7 protein-coding genes are annotated in these 8,771 nt (G+C 42.5%); all 7 read left to right on the forward strand.

The window, feature by feature from the left end:
• Positions 1–5: 5 nt before the first annotated feature.
• Positions 6–548, forward strand: a complete 543-nt coding sequence (lptC, locus tag AC5YCI_RS06530) for an LPS export ABC transporter periplasmic protein LptC (RefSeq protein WP_496130447.1) — start codon at positions 6–8, stop codon at positions 546–548.
• Positions 538–1,095 (forward strand): lipopolysaccharide transport periplasmic protein LptA, encoded by a 558-nt coding sequence (gene lptA, locus AC5YCI_RS06535; RefSeq protein WP_496130448.1) that lies wholly within the window; start codon positions 538–540, stop codon positions 1,093–1,095. Before lptC ends, lptA begins: the two co-directional genes overlap by 11 nt.
• A complete protein-coding gene (lptB, locus tag AC5YCI_RS06540) occupies positions 1,095–1,835 on the forward strand; it encodes an LPS export ABC transporter ATP-binding protein (RefSeq protein WP_496130449.1) in 741 nt (246 codons plus the stop codon). The genes lptA and lptB overlap by 1 nt, the downstream gene beginning before the upstream one ends.
• Before the next feature lie 152 nt (positions 1,836–1,987).
• The gene (locus AC5YCI_RS06545) at positions 1,988–3,523 is read left to right on the forward strand and encodes a TolC family outer membrane protein (protein ID WP_496130450.1); all 1,536 of its coding nucleotides are present in this window, start codon (positions 1,988–1,990) and stop codon (positions 3,521–3,523) included.
• The gene (locus AC5YCI_RS06550) at positions 3,523–5,661 is read left to right on the forward strand and encodes a type I secretion system permease/ATPase (protein WP_496130451.1); all 2,139 of its coding nucleotides are present in this window, start codon (positions 3,523–3,525) and stop codon (positions 5,659–5,661) included. The genes AC5YCI_RS06545 and AC5YCI_RS06550 overlap by 1 nt, the downstream gene beginning before the upstream one ends.
• Positions 5,661–6,833, forward strand: coding sequence for an HlyD family type I secretion periplasmic adaptor subunit (locus AC5YCI_RS06555; protein ID WP_496130452.1), 1,173 nt, complete (start codon positions 5,661–5,663; stop codon positions 6,831–6,833). Before AC5YCI_RS06550 ends, AC5YCI_RS06555 begins: the two co-directional genes overlap by 1 nt.
• A 254-nt stretch (positions 6,834–7,087) precedes the next feature.
• Positions 7,088–8,771 (forward strand): SwmB domain-containing protein (locus tag AC5YCI_RS06560; RefSeq protein WP_496175303.1); only part of this gene is annotated, 1,684 nt, incomplete at its 3' end.

Here is an 8,771-nt window from a genome sequence, read left to right on the forward strand (position 1 = left end):
CAGCGATGGATACTAAAGTTTTATACGTCGCAGCAGTTGCGATTGCTGCTGTAAGTGGTGGTTACTACTATTACAGCGGCAAAGAGCAAAAGCTGGCAGCTGATGCTGCACAAAGCATGACTTATTCTGCTGAGAATATTCATTTGACCCAAACCAATGAAGAGGGGCAATTGTATGTTAAAGCGACAGTTGATCGACTCGAGCAAGACATGCAAAAGCAAACTGCTCAATTGGATAACTTAAAGGCTTCGATGTACGAAAATGGAGTGGTCAACTCGACTTTCGCTGCAAAAAAAGCCCACAGTTATAATGATAATGAAAAAGTGGTGCTTTCAGAGCAGGTCTCGGCCAGTAAAATTTTAACCGATGGGCAAATGCAACTGGACACCACTGAGTTAACGCTATATCCACAAAGCCGTGATATCGAAACGGATAAAATGGTGATTGTGCAATCACCGCAAGCTGAATTTGTAAGCCAAGGTTTGAAAGCCAATTTAAATGAAGGGCAATACGAATTTTTTAATATTCGAGGAACGTATGAACCGTAATTTTCAGCAAAGTCGCCCATTGCTTAAAGCAGCCCTGATTGGACTGACCATGCTTACAGCGAGCACTGCATGGGCTTTACCCTCTGATCGTAATCAGCCGATTTCCTTGGTGGCAGACCGCGGTAGTTTTAATGAAAAAAGTGGCGTGATGACCTACAGTGGTAACGTTGTAGTGGAACAAGGCACCATGAAGCTACAAGCAGCCAGCATTGTGGCCAATTTAAATGCTAAAAAAGAGATTAGCACCATTACTGCAACGGGTTCACCGGCACGTTTTCAGCAAAAACTAGAAGCCAATAAAGGCTTAGCTAAGGGTCAAGCCAATAAAATTGTCTATAATGCAGAAACTGGAATTTTGACCTTGTCTGGCAATGCGATGCTTGAGCAAGATGGCGCCAGTCTTAAAGGTGCGACTTTACGTTACAGCATGAATAAAGGTGATATTGAAGCGATTGGTACGCCAAATAAAACCGGTTCATCGGCAGGTCGTGTGCAAATTGTGATTCCGCCATCGAGCACTAAATCCTTCCCAGGAGCACGTGACTAATGCCTAGCTCTCAGCCGCAAACTTTAACCATCAAACATTTAGCCAAAAACTATAGCAAACGTTGGGTGGTCAAAGATGTGTCGTTTAGTATGCAAAGCGGGCAAATTGTCGGTTTGCTCGGTCCTAATGGTGCAGGCAAAACCACCAGTTTCTATATGGTGGTGGGTCTTGTGCGTATGGATAAAGGTGAGATTCATTTAGACCATTTAGACTTATCTGATCTGGCGATGCATGAACGTGCCCGCCAAGGTATTGGCTATTTACCGCAAGAAGCTTCTATTTTCCGCAAACTGACGATTTCGGAGAATATTATGGCGATTTTAGAAACCCGTAAAGATCTCAATAAAGAACAGCGTAAGCAACGTTTAAATGAGCTTTTGGCAGATTTTAAAATTACTCATATTAAAGATTCTTTGGGAATGAGCGTATCGGGTGGTGAGCGGCGCCGTGCTGAGATTGCCCGTGCCTTGGCGGCTGACCCTAAGTTTATGTTACTCGATGAACCCTTTGCCGGTGTTGACCCAATTTCGGTCGGTGATATTAAAGATATTATTACCACTTTGAAGGATCGCGGTATTGGTGTATTAATCACGGATCATAACGTACGTGAGACATTGGCCATTTGCGAACGTGCTTATATTGTCAGTGAAGGTGCTGTCATCGCTGAAGGTACACCGAAGGATATTTTAGCCAATGAGAAGGTGCGACAGGTGTATTTAGGTGAGGATTTTACAGTCTAAACAAAATTGTAAATAACTCGACGACCGGTCTATGACTGGTCGTTTTTTTATGTATGATAGGAAAAACAAGTCCTTGAAAATAAAAAAACAAAAATTTCTTTATAAACAAGGTAAAATACCCAAAAATATTAGCTCATTCATACTTATTGATTATGGCATTTAGACAAAAAACTAAAGCAAAACAAGGATGTGGGGTACACGCTAATGTGATTAAGGGAGTAATTTTGACATTATCTCTTGCGGTCGCTACAGCGTATGCGGATACACCTAAGCAGTATTTCAATACTTTGAAGGAAAACAGCCGTAACTTTTTGGCGCCTAAGAGTAATGAAAACTTTAATAAAGCAAATGTTCAAGAGCTGAGTAACTTCCAGGTCGACACATCCGCAATTCCCGAATTGCCGATGGTGACACGTTTTGATCCGAACCTACCGAGTGGGGCGAATTACACCCCCAGTATTAATCGTTTGAGTTTTAATGAAGCGATTTTACGTGCTGTGCAACGTAACCCGGATATTTCACAGGCGATTGCGACGTTAGCCTCGCAAAATGCCAATATTGACGTGGCCAAAGCTGCCTACTATCCACAGATCTCAGGTGGTTTAGGTACTGGGGATTTAACCAGTGGCGAACGTGGAAGACAGGTCATTAGTCTAAATGTTACGCAGATGTTGTATGACTTTGGCAAGGTCAAAAGTAATGTCAATGTAGAAGAGGCACAGCTGTTGGCTGAGCAGGCCAATGTATTGGTGAGTGTTGATGATGTGGCTTATCAAGCGGCCAATGCCATTGTCAATATTAAACGCTATCAAGAAATTACCAAAATCGCTGAACAGCAAATCAGTGGTATTGCGCGTATTAACGAAATTGCCAATCTACGTGCCCGCGCAGGGATCAGTAGTCAAGCCGATCCTGTACAAGCACAGTCTTATTTAGAAGCCTCACGCTCTAATATGATCGTGCAACAAACTCAGTTACGTCAGTATCAACAAAAACTACGCACATTGTTAGGCTTTGATGTGTCGGGCTTAGAGTGGACTTTACCTGAGCGTTTAATTGTCGACTCAAATCTCTATCAAGAGCCTGAATTTAACCAAGTGCCTAAAATGATGTTGGCACAAGCCCAGATTCAAGTTGCAAAAGCTGAAATAGAACAAACCCGTTTAAGTAATTATCCAACCTTGAATGTGAAAGGTTCGGTCAGTCAAGCAGTCAATGGCCGCAATCCGAATAACAATAAAGACGACGGTTTTTATAATTCCATTATGCTTGAAGCGAGCAGCAACTTTTATCAAGGTGGTGCCACTGCCTCGCGTACACGTGCTGCTAGTTATGCCGAACAAGCGGCACGTGCTCGTATGAATACTGAATACTTAAATGTGCTCGATCAAGTACGCGTGTTACGAGAAGAAATTGAAAATAAACAGCGTCAAATGAGTGTACTGATGGCGCGTAAAGAAACCGCAACACGCACCAAAGAGCTTTATCAGGAACAATATAAGCTTGGTACACGTACTGTGGTGGATCTTTTAAACGCAGAGCAATCAATTCATAGTGCGGCACAAGAGATTGAATCAGCACGTTATGATATCTATGCCGCGATTGTCAATTATATTGCGCAGACAGGACGCTCACGCGATTTATATGACCTAAATAATATTTCTATTCAGGGGTTTGAAGTTCAATAATGAGTACGAAAATCAACTACCAACCATGGCTGCAAGCGGTTCTCGTGATCGCAAGGCACTATCGTATTGAACCTTCGGAAGAGCGTATTCGTTTACAATTGGACTGGAATCCCAATCAAACTGTAGATGATGTAATCAACGTCATGGCACGCCAAGTAGGCATGAGTGTACGTAAAGCCGCATTTTCCGATGATCTAGTCAATCCATGGCGTTTGCCAGTGATTGTTGAGTTTAACGGTGGGCAAGTTGCAGTCATTGATAAAGTCGACAGTGAAGGCAATAGCAGTGTGCAATTTAGTGGTGATCAAGGTCTTGCACAAACCTTAACGCGAGAGCAGCTCAAAGAGCATGCGCGTTATGTTTATGTATTGCGTCCTGAAAAATCAGTGCCTGATGCGCGTGTTGATGAATACATTAAACCATTTGAAAAAAATTGGTTCTGGTCAATTGTCTTAAAAGACTGGAAACGCTACATGGATATTATGTTTGCCTCACTGCTGGCAAACATTTTGGCGCTGGCTACCATTGTTTTCTCTATGAACGTCTATGACCGCGTGATTCCGGCACAATCGATTCCTACACTGTGGGTCTTAGCCGGTGGTGTACTTATTGCCGCGATTTTTGAGTTTGTATTACGTGTGAGTCGTATTTATTTATCGGATGTGATTGGTAAACGGGCGGACTTACGTATTTCAGATCGTGTCTTTGGTCATGCAATTCGCATTAAAAACAGCGAACGTCCAAAGTCAACGGGGACCTTTATTTCGCAAATTCGTGAATTAGAAGGTGTCCGTGAACTGGTGACTTCAACCACCGTGACGGCAATTGCTGATTTGCCATTTTTCTTCTTATTCTTAGGGATTTTCTGGCTCATCGGCGGTAATTTATTCTGGGTGATGTTGGTGGTTGTGCCATTAATGATTTTACCAGGTATTTTAGCGCAAAAGCCTTTGGCTAAATTGGCACAAGAAGGCATGCGTGAAAGTGCGATTCGTAATGCGATGTTGGTTGAGGCTGTGCAAGGCATTGAAGATGTCAAGCTACTACGTGCTGAAGCGCGTTTCCAAAACCAATGGAACCATATGAATGAAGTCTCCGCCGATGTGGCAATGCGTCAACGTAAAATCGTAGGCTTAATGACGGCATGGACACAAAAAATACAAGGTTTAACTTTTGCGATTGTGGTGCTGGTGGGGGCATTTGCCGTAATGGACGGTGAAATGACTACGGGTGCATTGGTGGCATGTTCGATCTTATCATCTCGTATGTTAGCACCAATCTCTCAACTGGCAGGTGTACTTGGTCGCTTACAACAAGCTAAAGTAGCGAAAAAGGGTTTAGATGAGTTGATGAGTAAGCCTGTTGATCAACCTGATCATACTTCCTTGATTCATCGTCCAGCGATTCAAGGACATTATGAACTTGCAGGTGTGACCTTTAAATATGGTCCAGATGATCCAAAACCGACTTTAGTAATTCCTAAACTTGAAATTAAGCCTGGGGAAAAAATAGCGATCTTAGGACGTAACGGTGCGGGTAAATCAACTTTGCTGCAACTGTTATCGGGGATGCAAGAGCCAGTGCAAGGTAAAGTTAAGCTTGATGGTATTGAGCTCAATTTGATTGACCCATCGGATGTACGTCGTGATATGGGTTTACTCAATCAAGGCGCACAATTGTTCTACGGTACAGTGCGTGAAAACCTCACCTTAGGTGCACCACTCGCCACAGATGATGATATTTTACAAGCGCTGAAAATCACTGGTGCAATTAACTTTGTGCAAGAGAAAAAAGAAGGTTTAGATCATGTGATTTTAGAAGGCGGTGTTGGCTTCTCAGGTGGGCAACGTCAGGCACTGTTGTTATCGCGCTTACTTATTCGTCAGCCGAACATTTTATTGTTAGATGAACCAACCGCTGCCATTGATGATGTTTCTGAAAAACAATTGATTGATCATTTAAAAGGATGGCTCACCAATCGCACTATGGTGGTGGCAACGCATCGCCGTGCGGTATTGCAATTGGTTGATCGAATTATTGTGGTGAATGACGGTAAGATCGTGATGGATGGTCCACGTGATCAAATCTTAAATCAATCGACACAAAAACGTCCGGCACCAGCAGCAGGAGCGAAATGATGAGTAAAAAAGTACAAAAAGTCACTGAGCTCGAACCACCATTACCAAAATCTAGCATTACAATTTGGATTGTTTGTATTGGCTTGGCAGCCTTATTAACCTGGGCATGGTTATTTAAGTTAGAAGAAGTATCGACAGGTACGGGTAAAGTGGTGCCATCATCTAAAGAGCAGGTGATTCAATCTTTAGAGGGCGGTATTTTAACCAAACTCAATGTCAAAGAAGGTGAGATTGTTGAGCAAGGTCAGGTGCTGGCTCAACTCGATCCAACCCGTTTTGAATCAAATGTCGGTGAATCAGAGTCACTGTTACTATCGTCACTGGCCACTGCAGCGCGTTTACGTGCAGAAGTCAACGGCACAGCATTGGCTTTTCCACCAGAGGTGCTCAAAGAAGCCAAATTGGTACAAGAGGAAACCGCTTTATATAATTCTCGTCGTGCTAACTTAGAAGAATCTTTGTCAGGCTTACGTCAGGCTTTAAGTTTGGTTGAACAAGAATTACGTATGACAGAACCTTTAGTGGCCAAAGGTGCAGCGAGTGAAGTTGAAGTGTTACGTCTTAAACGTCAGGCCAATGATCTAAGCAATCAGATGAATGACATTCGTAACCAATACTATGTAAAGTCACGTGAAGAATTGGCCAAAGCCAGCACGGATATCCAGACGCAACAACAAGTGGTGCGAGGTAAATCGGATACTTTAAGTCGTACTATTTTTAAATCACCGATGCGTGGTGTAGTTAAAGAAATTGATGTCATGACCATTGGTGGGGTAATTCCACAAAATGGTAATTTAATGACCATTGTACCTTTAGATGAGAAGCTTCTCATTGAAGCACGTATTTCACCACGGGATATTGCTTTTATTCGTCCAGGCCAAGAAGCTTTGGTTAAAATCACAGCCTATGATTACTCTATTTATGGCGGATTAGAGGGTAAAGTGACTATCATTTCACCTGATACGATTCGTGATGAAGTGAAGCAAGATCAGTTCTATTATCGCGTTTATATTCGTACCGATAGTGATAAACTAAGCAATAAATCAGGCCAACAATTTAATATTACACCGGGTATGGTAGCGACGGTTGATATTAAAACTGGTGGTAAGACTGTGATTGATTACTTGATTAAACCATTTAATAAAGCTCAAGAAGCGCTACGTGAGCGTTAGTAAAGACTTTATATGAAACTGAAAAACCCGCCAAATTGGCGGGTTTTTTGTAGGTCAAATCAGCACTTGTTAGTCTACCTAAACACTCTTATTTAAGCCTATTTTTATGCTAACTATTTAATAATTAAATGATAACCATGTCACACATTTTGATGTGGTATAGGTTATATTATGTTAATGTATAAGGTGAATTATTTAACGATTTTTCATTAGATAATGACCATGTAAAACATAGGTTAGATTAGGATTAATATATGCAGGTGCAAATAATTTCTAAGGCGGCTTGGAGCAATCAAGTAGCCGAAAATCCACAAGCGGGTATAAAACTCAGTGAAGATTCGGTGGTATTACTTGATCTTGATCCAAAACAAATTAAAAGCATTGAATATTTAGGTAATAAGGTTGTTATTACCTTAAAAAATGGCCAAATTTTAGAAATTCAAAACTTTGTACAAGATGAAAGCTCATTGGTGTTTAGAACCAATGAAGAAGATCTATTTTATTACGATCTTGGGGATATTGAATACGTTAAACTCGATAAAATCGAGCCATTATTATATGCTGACTCAGAGTCAAGCGCTTTACCTTACCTCTGGCCGATTGTCACTGGTTTAGGAATTGCAGCATTAGCAGGTGCTGCTGCATCTGGTGGAGGTAGCTCGAAAGACACGACATCACCTGAGCTTGAAAACGCGCAAGTGACAGACCAGGGTCAAGTTGAGCTAGATTTCACTGAAAACCTAGACCCAGCCAACCCACCAAGCAGCAATGACTTCACTGTGATCGTGGATGGCAAAGAAGTTGAAATTGCTGACGTACTAGTGGATGGTGACAAAGCCACGCTGGTGCCGGTGAACCCAATCCTACCGGGTCAACAGGTTGAAGTGTCTTATCAAGATCCATCGGCTCAAGATGACGACAAAGCCCTACAAGACACCGCAGGCAATGACGTTGCCGACTTCAGCACAGGTCCAATCGAGAACAACTCGACTGTGGATGGTGTAGCGCCTAAGCTTGAAAACGCGCAAGTGACAGACCAGGGTCAAGTTGAGCTGGATTTCACTGAAAATCTAGACCCAGCCAACCCACCAAGCAACAATGACTTCACTGTGATCGTGGATGGCAAAGAAGTTGAAATTGCTGACGTACTAGTGGAGGGTGACAAAGCCACGCTGGTGCCGGTGAACCCAATCCTACCGGGTCAACAGGTTGAAGTGTCTTATCAAGATCCATCGGCTCAAGATGACGACAAAGCCCTACAAGACACCGCAGGCAATGACGTTGCCGACTTCAGCACAGGTCCAATCGAGAACAACTCGACTGTGGATGGTGTAGCGCCTAAGCTTGAAAATGTTACAATTAATGAACAAGGGCAAATAATTCTTGATTATGATGAATTGCTTGATGATTATTATTCTCCTGCTACAGAACAGTTCATTATTACAGTAAATGGTCAAAATTTAACTGAAGATCAGATTAAGGTTACGGTTGAGGCTGACAAAATCATCATCATTACAGTCCCTGTAATTCAAAAAGACGACACTGTATCGGTAAAATACACAGATTCAACTTCTGGAAATGATATTTTAGCGATTCAAGATGTTGCAGGAAATGATGCGGCTAGTTTTGACCTTGTAGTAGAACAAAATAACTCTATACAAAAGGTCACGCCACCTACCTCAGTGTCAATTGGCAATGGTGATGACTGGATTAGCCAAGCTGAAGTCAAGGATGGCAAAGTTGCGGTGACCGTTGCTTTACCAGCAGATGCACAAGCAGGTGATACTGTTTCAGTGAACGGTGTTGAACACGTAGTGACTGCAGCGGATCTTAGTGCCAAACACGTGATCGTTGATGTTGCAATGGACGCAGCCCAAGGCGCTGAATTTGTAGCGACAGCGACCATCAAAGATGCAGCGGGCAACCTGTCTGCACCAG

This window comes from Acinetobacter sp. CY17 (assembly GCF_059515825.1).

Bases quoted from the DNA above. Each gene is read 5' to 3' on its own strand.
- AC5YCI_RS06550 (WP_496130451.1), top strand. From the start codon at position 3,523: ATGAGTACGAAAATCAACTACCAACCATGGCTGCAAGCGGTTCTCGTG.
- AC5YCI_RS06545 (WP_496130450.1), top strand. From the start codon at position 1,988: ATGGCATTTAGACAAAAAACTAAAGCAAAACAAGGATGTGGGGTACAC.
- AC5YCI_RS06555 (WP_496130452.1), top strand. From the start codon at position 5,661: ATGAGTAAAAAAGTACAAAAAGTCACTGAGCTCGAACCACCATTACCA.
- lptC (WP_496130447.1), top strand. From the start codon at position 6: ATGGATACTAAAGTTTTATACGTCGCAGCAGTTGCGATTGCTGCTGTA.
- lptB (WP_496130449.1), top strand. From the start codon at position 1,095: ATGCCTAGCTCTCAGCCGCAAACTTTAACCATCAAACATTTAGCCAAA.
- lptA (WP_496130448.1), top strand. From the start codon at position 538: ATGAACCGTAATTTTCAGCAAAGTCGCCCATTGCTTAAAGCAGCCCTG.